A 17,017-nucleotide genomic window follows, 5' to 3' on the forward strand; every position below is an offset into this window, starting at 1 on the left:
CGTTCAAGGAGTAAAGAATGCCGTCGCCCACCCCCCACGAAGCCCTGATCTATCTTATGGTCATCACTTCGGCCTCCGACCGGGACATGACCGACGTCGAACTGGCCAGGATCGGCGATGTCGTCCGCTCGTGGCCGGTGTTCGAGGATTTCAGGCAGGATCGGCTGGTTGCCGTGGCCCAAGCCTGCCAGAAGATGCTGCAAGAGAAGGATGGGCTGGAAGGTGTCCTGACCCAGGTTGCGGAGGCGCTGCCGGAGCGGTTGCGCGACACTGCCTACGCAGCCGCCTTCGAGGTCGCCGCCGTCGATCTGGAGATGCGGCTGGAAGAGGTGCGCGTGCTGCAGCTGATCCGTCGTCAGCTCGATCTCGACACGTTGACCGTCGCTGCGATCGGCCGTGCGGCGAAGGCAAGGCTTCGCACGCTCACCTGACATCTGTCTGAACCAGGACTGTTGGGGTTCAAGTCACCTGAACATCGGCTGTGCTTAGAAGAAACTGACCGGATCGGATCAGAAGAAACTGACCGGGAAATAGCGCAGGTAGAATTCGGCGAAGGTGCCTTTCATCGAAATCTCCTGCAACGCGTAATCGAGCGCCGCGGCCAGCGCCGGATTGTCCGCTCGCGTGGCAATGGCCATGCCGGTGCCCAGATATTCGGGCGCCAGGTAGGGGCCGCCGGCAAAGCGGCAGCAGCCGGCGGCATCGGAGCCGCCCAGCCAGAAGGCGAATCGCATGCCATCGCCGAAGGCAGCGTCGATCTTGCCGGCCTTGAGGTCGCCGTAGAGGGCTTCCGGTCTGTCGAAGGGGACGACCTGGACCGTGCCGAAATAGTCACGCAGCATGCGTTCATGCGCCGAGCCTGATATCACGCCGACGCGCTTGCCGTGCAACTTGTCGAAGATCGGTTCCGCCAGCGCCTTGTTCTTCGGCATAATGAAGCGCGCCGGGAATTGCAGGTAGGCGCGCGAGAAGGCGTATGTCTGTCGTGACTGCGGCGTTGCGGCAATGCCGGCGATGATCGCCTCGCCCTCGCCTTTCTCGAGCGCGCCTTGAAGCTCCGCCCAGGGCAAGGCCTGGATCTGGCACCTGTCGACGATATCGAGTTCCGCGCAGATGGCCCGCGCCAGGTCGATGTGGAAACCGGACAGCTTTCCCGAACCATCGAGGAAATTGAAGGGCGGAAAATCCGTGGTCGTCAGGAACCGCAGCCGCGGCAGTGCCGAAAGGTCTGGCTTGGGCAGCCGCTCCTTGGCGTCCCAGAGCACCGGTACCTGCGGCTCCGTCGCGCGCGCTCCGGGAACCAAAACCAGTGCCGCGATGAGCGCCGCTGCCAGGACCTGGAACCTCCATTGGAACGCCACGATAGAACTCCCCGCACCGTGCTCGTGCCGGTTTTGGTATGAAAATGGTACAGGCACAATGCTTTTTGATTTCAACGCTTCGATTTCGGGATATGATTTGGTGGGTTTGCAAACAGCGGTGGCTGCCCTGGTGGGGGTACCAGGGTCGAGAACCACAACCGGAAGGGGGCGCTTTGCAATTCCTGGTCGGTGGCGAAGCGCCGGCATGGCGTGGACCATGGGCTTCAATGCATAAGGCAACATGGGGTTGATGTTGCGATGAGTCAGTTCGATCGGACGCTGGAATACATAGACCAGCTGCAGCACGCCGCAACGGCGGCCGCGGTATGCGAGAAACTGTTAGGCGTAACATCGGAGTTCGGCCTGACCGCGCTGATGGCCGGAACCGTTCCGCGGCCGGGCACGCCGACGGGGCAGCAAAAGCAGCATGTGCTGCTTTGCGACTGGCCGGTCGAATGGCTCGAGCGCTATGTGACGCGCAACTATGTCGATCACGATCCCGTCGTCAGTCACATGAAACAGCTGCAGGCGCCGTTCCAGTGGCGGGAAGCCGCCCAGGGCGTTCGCATCGACAAGAGCAGTGGCGAAGTAATGGGCGACGCCGGCGCCTTCAAGCTGCGCGACGGGCTGGCCTTCCCGCTGATCACGCTCGATGGCGAAATCGTCATGGTGTCGCTGGGTGGCGAGGCCGTGGAACTGTCGGCGGCCGAATTCGGCCTGGTCTCGCTGGTCTCGACCTATGCCATTGGCCGCGCCATGCAGCTTCACACCATGGCGGCCACGACCATCGATCACATCGAACTGACGCCGCGCGAACGCGAGTGCCTGCAATGGGCCGCGGTCGGCAAGTCCGAATGGGAGATTTCGCAAATCCTCGGCATCTCCGAACACACGTCGGAGAAACATCTTCTTAACGCCAAAAGCAAACTCGGTGCCGTCAACCGGGTGCAGGCAGTCGCCGAGGCGATAAGGCGCGGATACATTAGCTAGGTCGGCCGTGCAGGCCTAGAACTTCTTGCCTACGTGATCACGCAATTTTCGCATCGAAGCACGGCCGTATCTTCCCCTGAAACACAGGAGACTACGGAATGCTTTTTTGTCTTTCGACCAAGGAATTGATGGAACGCCCCGACCTCTGGGAGGCCGTCCATCGGCTGCGCTACCGGATATTCGTCGAGGAAATGGGATGGGAGGACCTGCGGCGCCCCGACGGTTTTGAGGTCGACCAGTTCGATCATGACGAGGCGGTGCATCAGATCGTCATCAGGGGCGATGAAGTCGCGGGCTATCAGAGGATGTTGCCGACCACACGGCCGCATCTGCTGACCGAGGTGTTGACCGATCTCTCCGAAGGAACGCCACCGGCGGGCCCCAACATCTGGGAGTTGACCCGCTATGCGGTGGCTCCGGGTTTTCGCGATGGCCGGCGCGGCGTCTCGACGGTCGGCACGGAATTGATAGCCGGTTTCGTCGAGTGGGGTCTCAAGCGCGGCATCGACAAGGTCATCATCGAGTTCGAGCCGATGTGGGTGCTGCGCGCATTGCAACTGCACTTCCTGGCGACGCCGCTTGGCTATCAGCGCACCTATGGCAACCAGCAGGTCGTGGCGACGCTGCTCACCTTCAACGAGCACACGCTGGACGTGGTGCGTTCGCGCCGCAATCATCATGCACCCGTCCTGGCCAGGGGATATCCCGACATGCTCGGCCAAAGGAGGGCGTCATGAACGCGCACCCACAACCCGAACTGCGCAACCATGCGCTGATCGTCACCGTGTCGTCGAATGACGGCCGGCCGGTGCTCGACAGGAGGGCCTATGAGAGCCTTGCCAGGACGTTTCAGGAAGCCGCCGAGAACGAAGAGGTGCGGGTCGTCGTGCTGCGCGGCCTGGCGGGCTGCTTCTGTCTTGGCGGCGACTTTTCCGAATTCCTGGACGCCACCAAGCATCAGAAGCTGATCGCCGCCGTCACCGACATGTTCCGCATGCTGGCAACGTTTCCAAAGCCCATCCTGGCCTGTGTCGACGGCGATGCCGTCGGCGTCGGCTGCACCATCCTGTTCCATTGCGACATGGTGATCGCGTCAGAAAAAAGCACGTTCCGGGTGCCGTTCGTCGATTTCGGCCTGGTGCCCGACGCGGCGACCAGCATCCTGGCGCCGCAGAAGCTCGGCTATGCCGGTGCCTTCCGCTTCTTCTGCCTCGGCGACACGCTTCGTGCCGAAGATGCCAGGGCGCTCGGCCTAGTCGCCGAGATCGTCCCGGAAGGCAGCGTCGAGGAGGCGACGCTCGGCCGGGCCAGGCAGCTCGCCAAGAAGCCGGTTGCGGCGTTGTTGCAGACGCGCGGCCTGCTCAAGGGCAACACCACCGCGCTTTGCGAGCGCATCGATGAGGAGATATCGCTGTTCCAGCAGGCGCTGCAGGACGACGCCACGCTGCGACGGTTGCAGCGGATCGCACGCCTGGCGGCCTAATGCATGTCGCCCGGAAGTGTCCTCGGTTCCGGGATAACGACATGCATAAATCAGAAGCTTACAGCAGGTCGGGCGAATCCCATTCGCCGCGACATGCTGTAGAGCCGGATCAAGGGCCTTCATCAATTGCGCCGCGCCGCCTTTGGCTGCGCGGCGCCAAAAAAGCGTCAGTCCTGCTTACCCAGGAATGACGGCCCTTCGCCGATGATCTTCCTGTCTTCCTTGCCGATGATATCGAGATCGCGTCCCTCATAGGGCAGCGACAGGAGGATGCGACGCATCACTGCCAGCCGCGCGCGGCGCTTGTCGTTGGCCCGCACGATGATCCATGGCGCGAACTCCTTGTGGGTGCGCTCGAACATACTGTCGCGCGCCTTGGTGTAGTCGTCCCACTTGGTGATGCCGGCAATGTCGATCGGCGAGAATTTCCAGCTCTTGAGGGGGCTGTAGCGGCGATCGTGGAAGCGCTCGAGCTGCGTCTCCTGGCCGATGTTCAGCCAGAATTTGAAGAAATGGATGCCGTCATTGACGATCATTCGTTCGAAATGCGGCGTCTCGTCGAGAAACTTCTGGTGCTGTTCTGGGGTGCAAAAACCCATCACCGGCTCGACGCCGGCGCGGTTGTACCATGAGCGGTCGAAGGTGACGAATTCGCCCGACGTCGGGAAATGGTCGGCATAGCGCTGATAATACCATTGCCCCAGCTCCGTCGGGGTTGGCTTGGTCAGCGCGACGTTGCGCGCCGTGCGCGGGTTGAGGTACTGGCGCAGCACGAAGATCGTGCCGCCCTTGCCGGCGGCGTCACGCCCCTCAAACAGCGCCATCGCCCGCTTGCCGGTCGCCTGCAGCCATGCTTGCGCTTTGACCAGCTCGATCTGCAACTGCTCGAGCGTATCGTCGTACTCCTCGGCTTTCATCTTCTTGTCGTAGGGATACCCGCCCGCGGTCAGCTTGTTCTCCTCGACCCAGTCCGGAAGCTCGGGATTCTCGATATCGAACTCCCGTTCCTTGCCGCCGATCCGGATTTTCAGCGGACCTGAAGTTGGCGAGGCGGAATTTTCCTTGGCCTTATTCATGCAGACGAACCCTTTTAAGTGTCTGGACTCATGCTATTGGGAGCCACTACAGCGCCGCGCGTCCATTTGGGCGCGCAAAGGACGCTGTAGCACTTTTGATTTGCGGTCCAGCGGAAGTTTTCGCCGCCGTGTGACCGGTGGAGGCTGGGCGCGCGAATGACTGACCTGGGCGCAGAGCAGAAAGGCATGGGGCAAGCGATCGCCGCCCGGCTGTGGACCAGCCGCTGGCTGCTCGCGGCCGGTGTCGTGGCGGTCCTGATCGCCTATGGCTTCGCGGGTATTTCCGCCTACGTGCTGGTACCGGCGCTGCTCCTGCTGCTAGCGGCGGCACTATTGCCGGTTACAGCTGCGCGCCATTCCGCCGAGAGCGCCGGGGCAATCGAAGCGATGGGCTTGCAGCGCCTGTCCGGCGAATATCTCGCGGCCGCCGTCGCCGATCCGCTCATCATCTTCGACCAGGCCGCCACCATCGTCCACGCCAACGCCGCCGCTTTTGCCGCCTTTGGAGGCATCGCGCCCGGCATATCGCTGCCGCTGAAATTCCGGGCGCCGGAAATGCAGGCGCTGCTGGACAGTGTTCTGTCGGGCACCGTCGCCTCGGATTTTGTCGACTATACCGAGAAACTTCCCGTCGAACGGGCCTACCGGGTCAGCGCGTCCTCGGTCGGGCATGGCACCGACCTCTATGTGCTGGTCTTCAAGGACCAGAGCGAGGCACGGCGCATAGACCGCATGCGCGCCGACTTCATCGCCAATGCCAGTCACGAGTTGCGCACCCCGCTGGCCTCGATCGCTGGCTTCATCGAAACGCTGCGCGGACCGGCCCGCAACGATCCGGCGGCGCGCGAGCAGTTCCTCCAGATCATGCAGAACCAGACCGGCCGCATGGCGCGACTGATCGATGATCTCCTGTCGCTGTCGCGGCTGGAGATGAAGCCCTATCTGAAGCCGGGAACCGAAGTCGATCTGCGCCAGACCGTCGACAGCGTCATCGATTCGCTCGGACCGCTCGCCCGAGAAAACAATGTCGCCATCGAACGCGATTTCGCCGAGGGGTCGCTCGATGTGCCGGGTGATCGCGACGAGTTGTTCCAGGTCTTCGAGAACCTTTTGGAAAATGCCTGCAAATACGGCCGGTCGGGCGGCCGCGTCGTGGTGTCGATCGCGCGTGGCGATGATGGTTCCGAACCAGGCATCGACGTGACGATCAGGGATTTTGGCCCCGGCATTCCCGAGGAGCATATCCCGCGCATCACCGAGCGCTTCTATCGCATCGATGTCGAGACCAGCCGGACCCAGAAAGGCACGGGACTTGGCTTGTCGATCGTCAAGCACATCCTGACGCGTCACAATGCCAGGCTGACGATCAAGTCCGAGGTCGGCAAGGGCGCCGCCTTCTCGGTCCATTTGCCGGCGCACTGATACTGCCCTAGTTTCCCACTGGACCGTTTCTTTTTTCTGTCATCCGGTTAGCGTATCAGCGGGGATTCGAGGAAACGACTCAAGATCAAGACACCCCGTGGGAAGGCATTTCGTCCATGCAGTCCGTTCACACAATGAGCGCCTTTGACGAGGAACTGAAATATCTCGCCAAGCGCATCGCAGCGATGGGCGGCCATGCCGAGCGCATGGTCGAGCAGGCGGTCGCCGCCTTGGTCAATGCCGATCCGGGATTGGCCCAGAAGGTCATTCGCGACGACATCGTGCTGGATGAGGGGCAGCGTGAGATCGACGACAAGGCGATCATCATCATCGCCAAGCGCCAGCCGATGGCGACGGACCTGCGCGAGATCGTCGGCGCCATCCGCATCTCGGCCGACCTCGAGCGGGTCGGCGACCTCGGAAAGAACGTTGCCAAACGGGTGGTCGCCGTCACCGACGGCCGTCAGCCGACCAGCCTTTTCCGCGGCCTGGAGGCGTTGGCCAACCTGGCGCTGACCCAGCTGAAGGAAGTCCTCGACGTCTATGCGTCGCGTTCGGTCGACAAGATCGGCTTCGTGCGCGACCGTGACGACCAGATCGATGCCATGTACACGTCGCTGTTTCGCGAATTGCTGACCTACATGATGGAAGATCCGCGCAACATCACGCCCTGTACGCATCTGCTGTTCTGCGCCAAGAACATCGAGCGTATCGGCGATCACGCCACCAACATCGCCGAGACCATCTACTACATCGTCACCGGCGACCAGATGCCGGCCGAGCGGCCGAAGAGCGACAAGACGGACAAGATCGGCCTCCCCGCGGCGCTGCCGGTGAAGTGAACGCACCTCCTCTCGAACGCTTGATCATATTGCGCTAAACTATCCCGAGATAAGCTTGCCGGTTCCCTAGGGAAGGCAACGCTTTCGGGAGGCCGCGATGGAATATGTCCGGGAATTCAAGCCCTCGCCGCTGACATCGGGCATCATCGCCTGTGGTGTCTACACCGCCGGGCACCGTATCGCCGATATTCCCATCGAGGAAGCCGGCGATTGGGCCAAGAAATCGGGACATGTCGTCTGGATCGGGCTGCTTGAACCCGACCGCGAACTTCTGTTGCGCGTCAAGGCGCAGTTTCATCTGCATGAGCTGGCGATCGAAGATGCCGAGCACCCGCACCAGCGGCCAAAGGTCGAGCAATATGGCGATGCATTGTTCATCGTCGCTCGCACGGCGCAATTGATCGAAGGGCGCGTCACCTTCGGCGAGACACATCTGTTTGTCGGCTCAGGCTACATCGTCAGCGTCAGGCACGGTCCTTCCACATCTTATGCCGCCGTACGCCAGCACTGGGAAAGCTGCCCGCATTCGCTGGCCAAGGGCGAGGATTTCGTCCTCTATGCCATTCTCGACTTCATCGTCGACAACTACATGCCCGTGCTCGAGCAGATCGAGGACGAGGTCGAGGCGATCGAGGACAAGGTCCTGCTGAAGCCGATGACCGGCCCCGACATCGAACGCCTCTACATGCTGCGCCGCGACCTCCTGCGTCTGCGCAACGCGGCATTGCCCCTGGTGGAAGTCTGCCGCCGGCTGACCAGCGCCGACCTGCCACAGATCCATTCGGCCATGCACCCGCTGTTCCGCGACGTGACGGATCACATCCGTACCGTCCAGGAGAAGATCGACAGCCTGCGCGAGGTGCTGGCCTTCGCCTTCGAGGCCAGTCTTCTGGTCGGTCAAAGCCAGGAAACGGCGATCTCCAAGAAACTCGCCTCCTGGGCGGCCATCCTGGCGGTGCCAACCGCATTCGCGGGCATCTACGGCATGAACTTTACCGACATGCCGGAGCTGAAGATGGAATATGGCTACCCGATGGTGCTGGCCATGATCGCGCTGATCTGCTGCTTCCTGTATTGGCGGTTCAGGAAGAATGGGTGGCTGTAAAAGAGCGAATAGCGAATAGGGAGTAGCGATTAGGGGAAAAACCGCATTGCCCCCTCGCGGAAGCTCAATCACTGTCTATTCGCTATTCGCTATTCGCTATTCGCTCAGCGATTCCGCCGCCGCTCCGCCGCTGGCTGGAACGCCACGCGGGCATGGTATTTGCAGTAGGGACCGGTGTCAGCGGCTTCGTTGCCGCAGAAATTGAAGTCCTCCGAAAGCGGATCGCCGTTCGGCCATTTGCAGGTGCGCTCTGTCAGTTCGACGAGCTGCAGATGCCGTGAGATCGGCACCACGACGTTCTCGACCGGGCGGATGTAGTGCCGCGCCACGGGTTCGGCATCGAATTGCGTCTGAAGGGCCGTCGCGCCGATCGAAGTCGTGACATGGCGTGCCGTGCTCGCGGCGCGCGCCACCGACTTCTGGACGGTCGATCCCTGCGTCGCCTTCTTCTGGCGTGCCGGCGACGCCGTCGCGCGACCGCGGCCCGACAGTTTCAGCCGGTGCACCTTGCCGATGACCGCGTTGCGGCTGACCCCTCCAAGCTGCGCAGCAATCTGGCTTGCGCTCAGACCCTCCGACCACAGTTTTCTCAAGAGTTCTACCCGCTCGTCAGTCCAGTTCATGACCGCGCTCCTCATAAGCGTGCGGCAATCAGAATCCATTCCCGACCCAGCACAACTGCTGGGGCAGACACCACATATATCTGGTGATTAGGTCCGCCGCACGAAATCTAGTTATTTCTCGACTACAACTACTCTATGCGCTGACTCGGTGACAAGAGTCCCAAGTGCAACACGAATCGGTTTTTTCGGTTTTCCCCAACTTGCCCGGTCGCTCATGAGCCGGCGTTGCGTCAGGGGGCTTGCCGCGCGCCACTACGCGACGTTTTCGTTGACTTCATGGCCGAAAAACACGATAAGCCGCAGAAGGCCGCCGCTTTGGCGGCTTTTTTGATTTTCCGGTACCGGAGACGCATATAATGAGCGGTTCGGCGCTTTACGAGACCTTTGCTCGCGCACCCCTGGCCTTCGACCATGGGGAAGGCACCTGGCTGATTACCGACAAGGGCGAGCGATATCTCGATTTCGCCGGCGGTATCGCGGTCAATTCGCTTGGCCACGGCCATCCGCATCTGGTCGCGGCCCTCACCGAACAGGCGGCGAAACTCTGGCACGTCTCCAATCTCTATGAAATCCCGGGGCAGAGCAGGCTTGGCGAGCGGCTGGCTGATGCCACCTTCGCTGACAAGGTGTTCTTCACCAATTCCGGCGCCGAGGCGCTGGAATGCGCGATCAAGACGGCGCGGCGCTACCACTTCGTCAAGGGCCATCCCGAGCGCTTCCGCGTCATCACCTTCGAAGGCGCCTTCCATGGCCGCACGCTGGCGACCATCGCGGCTGGCGGCCAGTACAAATACCTTGAAGGCTTCGGACCCAAGGTCGAAGGCTTCGACCAGGTCGGTTTCGACGACATCGACGCCGCTGAAAAGGCGATCACGCCGGAGACCGCCGCGATCCTGATCGAGCCGGTGCAAGGCGAGGGCGGTATCCGTCCGGTGCCGACACAGTCGCTGAAGCGGCTGCGGCAGCTCTGCGAACAGCACGGCCTGTTGTTGATCTATGACGAGGTCCAGTGCGGCATCGGCCGTACCGGCAAGCTGTTCGCGCATGAGTGGTCGGGTGTGACGCCCGACATCATGGCCATCGCCAAGGGCATTGGCGGCGGTTTCCCGATGGGCGCCTGCCTTGCCACCGACGAGGCAGCCGTCGGCATGACCGCCGGCGTGCACGGCACCACATTCGGCGGCAATCCGCTGGCAATGGCGGTCGGCAACGCCGTGCTCGACGTGGTGCTGGAAGATGGCTTTCTCGAGGATGTCCAGCGCAAGGCGCTGCTGATGAAGCAGGGGCTTGCGTCAATAGCTGACGAATTCCCCGAAATAGTCGAGGATATCAGGGGCACCGGGCTGATGCTCGGCCTCAAATGCGCGATGCCCAACGGCAAGGTGAACATGGCGCTGCGCGACCAGCATTTGCTGGCCGTTCCGGCCGGCGACAACGTCATCCGACTGCTGCCACCGCTCACCGTCATCGATGCCGAGATTCACGAAGCGCTCAACCGCATCCGCGCTGGCGCCAAGGGCCTGTCGGAGGCCATGGCCTCCGCTGCCGCGAAGTAATCCGGAACCATTCCTGATGTCAGTCCGCCATTTCACTGATCTTTCCACCGTTTCCGAAGGCGATTTGCGCTTCATGCTGGATGACGCGGTGACGCGAAAGGCGCGTCTCAAGGCCGGTGAACGGACCAAGCCGCTCGAAGGCAAGGTGCTCGCGATGATCTTCGACAAACCATCGACGCGCACGCGCGTTTCTTTCGACGTCGGCATGCGCCAGCTTGGCGGCGAGACCATCATGTTGACCGGCACCGAGATGCAGCTAGGCCGCTCCGAGACCATCGCCGATACCGCCAAGGTGCTGTCGCGCTACGTCGATGCGATCATGATCCGCACCACCTCGCATGAGCGGCTGCTGGAGCTGACCGAGAACGCGACCGTTCCGGTGATCAACGGCCTGACCGACGACACCCATCCCTGCCAGCTGATGGCCGACATCATGACTTTCGAGGAGCATCGCGGGCCGGTGGCTGGCAAGACGATCGCCTGGACCGGCGACGGCAACAATGTGCTGCACTCGCTGCTCGAGGCCTCGGCACGGTTCCGCTTCAATCTCAACGTCGCCGTGCCCGAAGGCAGCGAACCGGCGCAGAAGCATATCGACTGGTCCAAGGCGCATGGCGGCAAGCTGCATTTCACCCGCTCGCCCGAGGAAGCCGTCGACCAGGCCGACTGCATCGTCACCGACTGCTGGGTGTCGATGGGCCAGGAACACCGTGCTCGCGGCCACAATGTCTTCTCGCCCTATCAGGTCAACGCAGCGCTGATGGCCAGGGCAAAGCCCGATGCCCTGTTCATGCATTGCCTGCCGGCCCACCGCGGCGAGGAGGTGACCGACGAGGTCATCGACGGGCCGCATTCGGTGGTGTTCGACGAGGCCGAGAACCGGCTCCACGCCCAGAAGGCCGTGCTCGCCTGGTGCCTCGGTGCTTGAAGTGTCTTGGGCGCCCGAAATGCCTGGGCGCCTGAAATGCCCAGGCGCTTGATCTGCGGAGGCGCGATGCTTATCTGCGCCGCATCACGCAAATCAAGCGCGTTTGGACGCATGTGCCCACCAGGGCCCCATGGCCGCGCCCTGGAGCTTTGTCATGTTGGAAAGCCATCAAGTGACTGAACATCACCCCAAACTCGGCGAGTTCGGCTACGCCGGCGACGATCACGTCGTTCCCTTCGAAGTCGGTCCGCTCGACGTGCGTGGCCGCACGGTCCAGCTCGGGCCGATGCTCGACGCCATCCTTGGCCGCCACGACTATCCCGAGCCGGTCGCCCGCCTGCTGGCGGAAGCCTGTGTGCTGACGGTGCTGCTCGGCACCTCGCTCAAGTTCGAAGGCAAGTTCATCCTGCAGACCCGTACCGATGGGCCTGTCGACATGCTGGTCGCGGACTTTTCCACGCCCTCGGCGCTGCGCGCCTATGCGCGTTTCGACGCCGCCCGGCTGGAGGCACTGATCGCGGCCGGCGAGACCTCGCAGCAAACGCTGCTTGGCAGCGGCGTGCTGGCACTGACCATCGACCAGGGCGCCCATACGCAGCGCTATCAGGGTATCGTCCAGCTCGACGGCGAGACGCTGGAAGAGGCGGCGCGCACCTATTTCCGCCAGTCGGAACAGATCCCGACCGACCTAAGGCTCTCGGTCGCCAAGCTGCTGACGCCCGGTGTCGGCGGTGCGCGCGAGCAGTGGCGCGCCGGCGGCATCCTGGCGCAGTTCCTGCCGCAATCGCCCGAGCGCATGCGCATTCCGGACCTGCCGGGTGGGGATGGCGATCCGCGCGAGGAGATCCATGATCCGACAGACAATTCCTGGCAGGAGTTGTTGGCCTTGCTCGGCACCATCGAGCCGACCGAATTGATCGACCCGACCATCGGCGCCGAGCGGCTGCTCTATCGCTTGTTCCACGAGCATGGCGTGCGCGTCTTCGGCGGCGTTCCCGTCGCCGATCAGTGCTCATGCTCCCGGGACAAGATCCGCGGCATCCTCGAAGGCTTCTCCGCGCAGGAGATCAAGGACAGCACCGAGGATGGCGGCATCCACGTCGCCTGCGAGTTCTGCTCGACGCGGTACGACTTCGATCCGGCGGAATTTGCGGCTCAGTGAGCTATCTTTCCTTCTCCCCGTTCACGGGGAGAAGGTGCCGGCAGGCGGATGAGGGGCAGCGCGACCGCCGGTGCTCAGTTCACCGTGCGCCTTGTCCCCGGCAGATCGAGCGAGAAGGCGGGGATTGCGATGTCGAACGTCTCGCCGCGCTTGTTGCGCATCGTGTAGCGTCCGACCATGATCCCGGACGGTGTCGAGAGCGGGCAGCCGGACGTATATTGATAGCTGTCGCCGGGATTGAGCTCCGGCTGGTCGCCGACAACGCCCGGCCCGCGCACTTCCTCGACCCGGCCAGCACCATCGGTGATGTGCCAGTAGCGCGACAACAACTGCACGAACTCGTCCGACTGGTTGTCGATCGTTATCTGATAGCCCCAGACATAGCGGTTCTCCGAGGGATCCGAACGGTCCTCGAGATAGAACGGCCTGACCTGCACTTCGATGTTGCGCGTCACGGCGCGGTACATGAGCGGCTCCAAACAATCCGACGATTTTCGACGCTCCCGGTGACAAGGTCAACGTGCGCGTCTTGTCGCGCCCGGCCTTGAAGCGCAGGTGCCGACAAAGAATGTCATTTAGGTGACACACGACAATGGTGGTGTGCACGAACCGGGCGACTCGGCGCTCTGTCGAACTGTTGAAAACGGCCATGATGCGGGCCGCCTTTCCGGAGTGACCAGATCTCGATGGAACTCACCTTCATAGCCGCCTCGCTTTCGACCGCTCTCATCCTCTCAAACGCCGCCAGCATTTCGCTCGCCGCCTCACGGCTGAAACGGCGCGGCACGATCGCCCCGCCCGCCGGCAAGTCGCAACCGGTATCGATCGTCGTCCCGTCGCGTGGCGTCGAGGCATTCACGCATGAAACGCTGGAACGCGCCTTCGCGCTCGACTGGCCACATTATGAGCTGATCTTCTGCGTCGCCCATGCGGACGACCCGGTGGTCAAACTGATAAACAGGGCGATTGCCCGGTTTTCCAAGGTGCCGGCCCGGCTGCTGATTGGCGATGACCGTGTCAGCGCCAATCCAAAGCTCAACAATTGCGTCAAGGGCTGGGAAGCGGCGCGCCACAACTGGGTCATCCTTGCCGATTCCAACGTCTTGATGCCGAGGGACTATGTCGAGCACATGATGGCGGCATGGCGGCCCGACACCGGTCTTGTCTGCTCGACGCCGATCGGTTCGCGACCCGAGGGTTTCTGGGCCGATGTCGAATGCGCCTTCCTCAACACATTGCAGGCCCGCTGGCAGTATGCCGGCGAGGCGCTCGGCCTCGGCTTTGCCCAGGGCAAGAGCATGCTGTGGAACAAGCCGATGCTGAACGCCAATGGCGGCATTCGCGCGCTGGCCGCCGAGATCGCCGAGGACGCCGCCGCCACCAAGCTGGTCAACGGCCTCGGCCTGCGCGTCAATCTCGTAGCGGCGCCCTTCGAGCAGCCGCTCGGCCAGCGTACCGTTGGCGAGATCTGGTCGCGCCAGGCCCGCTGGGCGCGCCTGCGCCGCGTCACCTTTCCGCTGTTCTTCGCGCCGGAACTCCTGACCGGCGCAGCGGTGCCTCTCGCGCTGGCGCTGGTTGCGGCGGCGAGCGCGGGCGTCAGCCTCTGGGCAACCGCGATTGCCATGTTGGCGGCCTTCTACCTTCCGGAATGCGCGCTGGCCTTGTCCAAGGGCTGGCATCTGTCGCCGCGCATGGTCGCGGCGATGATCGCGCGCGACGTGATGCTCCCGTCCATCTGGGCGCGCGGCTGGCTCGGCGGCGCCGTCGACTGGCGCGGCAATGCCATGACCATCCGCACCAAGGCGGCCGAATTGGAGGAGACGCCGTCGCGCGCCTGATCGCCGCGGACGACGCTCCTAAGCAGCTTATCTAGCGGCCTGCAAAGCCTGCGCGATGTCTTCCAGCAGGTCGTCGGCGTCCTCCAGGCCGACAGACAGCCTGAGCGTGCCAGGCCCGATGCCGAGTTCGGCGCGGGCCTCGTCGCTCAAATTCTTGTGCGTCGTCGTCGCGGGATGGGTGATCAGGCTCTTGGCATCGCCGAGATTGTTCGAGATCAGCACGATGTCGAGGGCGTTCTGCAGGGCGAAGGCCGCCGGCTTGCCACCCTTGACGTCGAGGCAAATCAGCGTCGAGCCGCCCGACATCTGCTTCTTGACGATATCAGCCTGCGGGTGGTCGGCGCGGCCGGGATAGATGACGCGAGCGATCTGCGGCTGCTCGGCCAGGAAGTCGGCGATCCTGCCGGCGCTTTCCGTCTGCTGGCGCACGCGCAGCGGCAGCGTCTCGAGGCCCTTCAGCAAGGTCCAGGCATTAAACGGCGACAGGCTGGGGCCGGTGTGGCGGAAATAGTCGTGCAGGTTTTCGTCGATCCACTTCTTGTCCGATAGTATGACACCGCCCAGACAGCGGCCCTGGCCGTCAATGTGCTTGGTGGCCGAGTAGACGACGATGTGCGCGCCAAGCTGCAACGGCTTCTGCTGCAGCGGCGTAGCGAAGACGTTGTCGACGACAAGCCGCGCGCCGATCGAGTTGGCAAGCGAGGCAACGGCCGCGATGTCGACGACTTCCAGCGTCGGATTGGTCGGGCTTTCCAGGAAGAACAGCTTGGTGTTCGGCCTGACCGCCTTTTCCCAATTGGCAATGTCGGTGCCGTCGACCAAAGTCGCCTCGATGCCATAGCGCGGCGCCAGCGTCTCGACCACCCAGCGGCAGGAGCCGAACAGCGCGCGCGCCGCCACTATATGGTCGCCGGCCTTGACGCTGCACAGCAGCGCCGCCGTCACCGCCGCCATGCCCGACGCCGTGGCGCGCGCGTCCTCGGCGCCTTCCAGCGCGCACATGCGTTTTTCGAACATGTCGACGGTCGGGTTGGCGTAACGCGAATAGATGAAGCCAGGCTCTTCGCCCTTGAAGCGGGCTTCCGCCGCCTGGGCGGTCTTGTAGACATAGCCCTGGGTCAGATACATCGCCTCGGAGGTTTCGCCGAAGCCGGAACGCAGGGTTCCGCCATGCACGAGTGCCGTCTGAGGTTTCCAGTTGCGCTTCTTGGTGCTCATCGCTTTGTTCCAGACACAAAAAAACCGGCCGCGAAAGTCGCAACCGGTCCATACGGCCTTGCGGCCCGACGGTCCTTTAGCGACTTGTTTAACGTGGCTGCAAGCCGACCGGCCAAATCACCACGGGATAACGACCCTTTAGACCCGCGCCACGCTTGCGTCAATTGCCGGCTTCATTAAGAGGTTTGTACCAAGGCAGGTTCCGCAAAGTGCCCAGCGGTTTTGCGGCAAGAACCTGCAACAAAGGAGACCAGTCTTGGGGCGGAGCCAGACTTTGCGGCAGACAGGCATTCTTCCCGATCAGGACATTTCGGCGCTGTTCCAGTCCGGCGCGCTGAAGTCGCCGCGTGCGCTTGATGCCGACCAGATCCAGCCGGCTAGTCTTGATCTCAGATTGGGCGAAAAGGCCTGGCGGGTGCGGGCCTCGTTCCTGCCCGGTCCCAACCACAAGGTCTCGGAAAAGCTCGATCGGCTGCAGCTGCACGAGATTAATCTGGCCGAAGGCGCGGTTCTCGAAACCGGCTGCGTCTATATCGTGCCGCTGCTCGAAAGCCTGGCCCTGCCGGCCGACATTTCGGCCTCGGCCAATCCAAAGAGCTCGACCGGTCGCCTCGACATCTTCACCCGCGTCATGACCGACCGTGGCCACGAGTTCGACAAGATCGCCGCCGGCTACAACGGTCCGCTCTATCTCGAAGTCAGCCCGCGCACCTTCCCGATCGTTGCGCGCACCGGTTCGCGCCTGTCTCAAATCCGCTTTCGCACCGGCAACGCGCTGCTTTCAGAAGCCGAACTGCATGAATTGCACAGCGCCGAGATGCTGGTCGCCACCGAGCCGCCAAACATTTCCGGAGGCGGCATCGCGCTGTCGATTGATCTCAACGGCGACAAGGATGGGCTGGTAGGCTATCGCGGCAAGCACCACACTGGCCTCATCGATGTCGACAAGCGTGCCGCCCAGGATGTCCTCGACTTCTGGGAGCCGATCCACAAGAGCGGCGCCGGCGAACTGGTGCTCGATCCCGACGAGTTCTACATCCTCGTCAGCCAGGAGGCGGTGCATGTGCCGCCGCTCTACGCCGCCGAGATGACGCCCTTCGATCCGCTGGTCGGCGAGTTCCGTGTCCACTATGCCGGATTTTTCGATCCGGGGTTCGGCCATTCGGCGGCCGGCGGCACCGGCAGCCGCGCGGTGCTCGAAGTGCGTAGCCACGAAGTGCCGTTCATCCTCGATCATGGCCAGATTGTCGGCCGGCTGGTCTACGAACACATGCTAAAGCGCCCGCAGGCGCTTTACGGGACCGATCTCGGCTCGAACTATCAGGCACAAGGCCTGAAGCTGTCCAAACATTTCCGCCCGCGCTGAACTCCCATTATCACCGGCCGATGCTTGCCCACGGGCAAGCTTTTTGA

General features: G+C 62.8%; 17 protein-coding genes and 1 riboswitch. Of the genes, 12 read left to right on the forward strand and 5 right to left on the reverse strand.

What is annotated here, in order from left to right; all coding sequences use genetic code 11:
• The first annotated feature begins 17 nt into the window (after positions 1-17).
• A complete protein-coding gene (locus FJ960_RS19600; RefSeq protein WP_140507575.1) occupies positions 18-431 on the forward strand; it encodes a tellurite resistance TerB family protein in 414 nt (137 codons plus the stop codon).
• Positions 432-509: 78 nt separating this feature from the next.
• Here FJ960_RS19600 and FJ960_RS19605 read toward each other — a convergent pair whose 3' ends face one another.
• The gene (locus FJ960_RS19605; RefSeq protein WP_246672879.1) at positions 510-1,334 is read right to left on the reverse strand and encodes a transporter substrate-binding domain-containing protein; all 825 of its coding nucleotides are present in this window, start codon (positions 1,332-1,334) and stop codon (positions 510-512) included.
• A 285-nt stretch (positions 1,335-1,619) separates the two neighbouring features.
• Between FJ960_RS19605 and FJ960_RS19610 the strand changes: the two genes are divergently transcribed.
• The 3 genes from FJ960_RS19610 to FJ960_RS19620 all read left to right on the forward strand — a co-directional run bounded on the left by FJ960_RS19610 (position 1,620) and on the right by FJ960_RS19620 (position 3,834).
• Positions 1,620-2,351, forward strand: coding sequence for a LuxR family transcriptional regulator (locus FJ960_RS19610; protein WP_140716171.1), 732 nt, complete (start codon positions 1,620-1,622; stop codon positions 2,349-2,351).
• Between the two features lie 98 nt (positions 2,352-2,449).
• Positions 2,450-3,088, forward strand: coding sequence for an acyl-homoserine-lactone synthase (locus tag FJ960_RS19615; RefSeq protein ID WP_140716173.1), 639 nt, complete (start codon positions 2,450-2,452; stop codon positions 3,086-3,088).
• Positions 3,085-3,834, forward strand: a complete 750-nt coding sequence (locus tag FJ960_RS19620) for an enoyl-CoA hydratase-related protein (RefSeq protein WP_140716175.1) — start codon at positions 3,085-3,087, stop codon at positions 3,832-3,834. The genes FJ960_RS19615 and FJ960_RS19620 overlap by 4 nt, the downstream gene beginning before the upstream one ends.
• Positions 3,835-4,001: 167 nt before the next feature.
• Here FJ960_RS19620 and ppk2 read toward each other — a convergent pair whose 3' ends face one another.
• A complete protein-coding gene (ppk2, locus tag FJ960_RS19625; protein ID WP_140716177.1) occupies positions 4,002-4,910 on the reverse strand; it encodes a polyphosphate kinase 2 in 909 nt (302 codons plus the stop codon).
• 156 nt (positions 4,911-5,066) lie between these two features.
• Between ppk2 and FJ960_RS19630 the strand changes: the two genes are divergently transcribed.
• The 3 genes from FJ960_RS19630 (at position 5,067) to FJ960_RS19640 (ending at position 8,279) form a co-directional block, all read left to right on the forward strand.
• Positions 5,067-6,332, forward strand: coding sequence for an ATP-binding protein (locus tag FJ960_RS19630; RefSeq protein ID WP_140716179.1), 1,266 nt, complete (start codon positions 5,067-5,069; stop codon positions 6,330-6,332).
• A 116-nt stretch (positions 6,333-6,448) separates the two neighbouring features.
• Positions 6,449-7,174, forward strand: a complete 726-nt coding sequence (gene phoU, locus FJ960_RS19635) for a phosphate signaling complex protein PhoU (RefSeq protein ID WP_140507564.1) — start codon at positions 6,449-6,451, stop codon at positions 7,172-7,174.
• Positions 7,175-7,271: 97 nt separating this feature from the next.
• Positions 7,272-8,279 carry a magnesium and cobalt transport protein CorA gene (locus FJ960_RS19640; RefSeq protein WP_140716181.1) on the forward strand — a complete coding sequence of 336 codons (1,008 nt, stop codon included), beginning with the start codon at positions 7,272-7,274 and terminating at the stop codon, positions 8,277-8,279.
• 104 nt (positions 8,280-8,383) lie between these two features.
• On the opposite strand, the gene FJ960_RS19645 is transcribed toward FJ960_RS19640, so the two are convergent.
• Entirely contained in the window at positions 8,384-8,902 is a 519-nt protein-coding gene (locus tag FJ960_RS19645) for a GcrA family cell cycle regulator (protein WP_140716183.1), read from the reverse strand.
• A 356-nt stretch (positions 8,903-9,258) separates the two neighbouring features.
• Between FJ960_RS19645 and FJ960_RS19650 the strand changes: the two genes are divergently transcribed.
• From FJ960_RS19650 to FJ960_RS19660, 3 genes are all read left to right on the forward strand, one after another.
• The gene (locus FJ960_RS19650; RefSeq protein WP_140716185.1) at positions 9,259-10,458 is read left to right on the forward strand and encodes an aspartate aminotransferase family protein; all 1,200 of its coding nucleotides are present in this window, start codon (positions 9,259-9,261) and stop codon (positions 10,456-10,458) included.
• A gap of 16 nt (positions 10,459-10,474) precedes the next feature.
• Positions 10,475-11,386, forward strand: a complete 912-nt coding sequence (argF, locus tag FJ960_RS19655; protein WP_140507557.1) for an ornithine carbamoyltransferase — start codon at positions 10,475-10,477, stop codon at positions 11,384-11,386.
• 130 nt (positions 11,387-11,516) lie between these two features.
• Entirely contained in the window at positions 11,517-12,548 is a 1,032-nt protein-coding gene (locus FJ960_RS19660; protein WP_140716187.1) for an Hsp33 family molecular chaperone, read from the forward strand.
• Positions 12,549-12,622: 74 nt separating this feature from the next.
• Here FJ960_RS19660 and apaG read toward each other — a convergent pair whose 3' ends face one another.
• On the reverse strand, positions 12,623-13,015 hold the full coding sequence (apaG, locus tag FJ960_RS19665) for a Co2+/Mg2+ efflux protein ApaG (RefSeq protein WP_027146773.1): 393 nt from the start codon (positions 13,013-13,015) through the stop codon (positions 12,623-12,625).
• Between the two features lie 219 nt (positions 13,016-13,234).
• On the opposite strand from apaG, the gene FJ960_RS19670 reads away from it, so the two are divergent.
• Positions 13,235-14,386, forward strand: a complete 1,152-nt coding sequence (locus FJ960_RS19670; RefSeq protein ID WP_140716189.1) for a ceramide glucosyltransferase — start codon at positions 13,235-13,237, stop codon at positions 14,384-14,386.
• Between the two features lie 27 nt (positions 14,387-14,413).
• On the opposite strand, the gene FJ960_RS19675 is transcribed toward FJ960_RS19670, so the two are convergent.
• Complete coding sequence (locus tag FJ960_RS19675) at positions 14,414-15,604, reverse strand: O-succinylhomoserine sulfhydrylase (protein ID WP_140507551.1); 1,191 nt, start codon at positions 15,602-15,604, stop codon at positions 14,414-14,416.
• Between the two features lie 56 nt (positions 15,605-15,660).
• A riboswitch (SAM riboswitch) is annotated at positions 15,661-15,738 on the reverse strand.
• A gap of 140 nt (positions 15,739-15,878) precedes the next feature.
• Between FJ960_RS19675 and FJ960_RS19680 the strand changes: the two genes are divergently transcribed.
• Complete coding sequence (locus FJ960_RS19680) at positions 15,879-16,970, forward strand: 2'-deoxycytidine 5'-triphosphate deaminase (RefSeq protein WP_140507736.1); 1,092 nt, start codon at positions 15,879-15,881, stop codon at positions 16,968-16,970.
• The last annotated feature ends 47 nt before the right edge of the window (positions 16,971-17,017 follow it).

The sequence above is a fragment of the Mesorhizobium sp. B2-3-11 genome, assembly GCF_006442215.1.
Taxonomy (GTDB): domain Bacteria; phylum Pseudomonadota; class Alphaproteobacteria; order Rhizobiales; family Rhizobiaceae; genus Mesorhizobium; species Mesorhizobium salmacidum.